Consider the following 1,079-nt stretch of genomic DNA (forward strand, 5'->3'; position numbering starts at 1 on the left):
CAATTCCGACCTGGCCTCGTTGAACACCCAGCTTTCCGCATTTGCCATGACGGACGCCCTGACCGGCGTGAGTAACCGGCGGGATTTCGACAACAAACTGGAGCGTTGCCTGGAACGTCAGGTGAGCGGCGGCGGATCGATCGCCCTGCTGCTGATCGACGTCGATCGCTTCAAGCGATTCAACGACACTTATGGGCATTTGATCGGTGACGAATGCCTCAGACGGGTCGCGGCTGCGATCCGTAGCGTCGCGAACAGGAGCGGTGACTTCGTCGCGCGCTACGGCGGCGAGGAATTCGCGGTGATCTTGCCGACGACGGACGTCGCCGCAACGGTGATCGCGGAACGCATCCGGCTTGCGGTCGAGGAGATGGATCTCACCGGCCTGCCGAAATTGGACGAGCGGCCGACGGTCAGCATCGGCGTCGGGAGCGCCTCGCCCGGCGCCACGGCTTTGCCGCACGCGCTGATCGAGATGGCCGACAACGCACTGTATTCGGCCAAGCAGAGCGGGCGCAACTGCGTCAAGAACGGCGCCGCGTCGCACCAGCCATTACGCAACATCGCTTAGCGTCGCTTCGGCGCGCGATTGACAATGAAACGTCGGCGTTCGTAACTGCTGCCCAACAAGCAGCAGGGCGGACGCGATGGGCGATGGATTGCGCAAGGGACTGACGTCGTACGGCGATGCCGGGTTCTCGCTGTTCCTGCGCAAGGCCTTCATCAAGGCGATGGGCTATAGCGACGACGCGCTCGATCGGCCGATCGTCGGCATCACCAACACCCACAGCGACTACAATCCCTGCCACGGCAACGCGCCGCAGATCATCGAGGCGGTGAAGCGCGGCGTGATGCTGGCCGGCTCCTTGCCGATGGTGTTCCCGACGATTTCGATCGGCGAGAGTTTTGCGCATCCGACCTCGATGTATCTGCGCAACCTGATGGCGATGGACACCGAGGAGATGATCCGCGCCCAGCCGATGGACGCGGTGGTGGTGATCGGCGGCTGCGACAAGACGCTGCCGGCGCAGATCATGGCGGCGGTGTCGGCCGATCTGCCCACCGTGTGATCCCCTCGC

The 1,079-nt window shown here is 63.9% G+C and carries 1 protein-coding gene and 1 pseudogene; both read left to right on the forward strand.

The features are described 5' to 3' along the window. Positions 1-571: GGDEF domain-containing protein (locus tag I5M_RS15370; protein WP_022722205.1), on the forward strand; the 571-nt coding region annotated here is incomplete at its 5' end. A gap of 76 nt (positions 572-647) precedes the next feature. Next, positions 648-1,067, forward strand: a pseudogene (locus tag I5M_RS15375) (dihydroxy-acid dehydratase); the annotation flags it as partial. Between the last annotated feature and the right edge of the window lie 12 nt (positions 1,068-1,079).

The sequence above is a fragment of the Rhodopseudomonas sp. B29 genome (genome assembly GCF_000333455.1).
Classification (GTDB): Bacteria; Pseudomonadota; Alphaproteobacteria; order Rhizobiales; family Xanthobacteraceae; genus Rhodopseudomonas.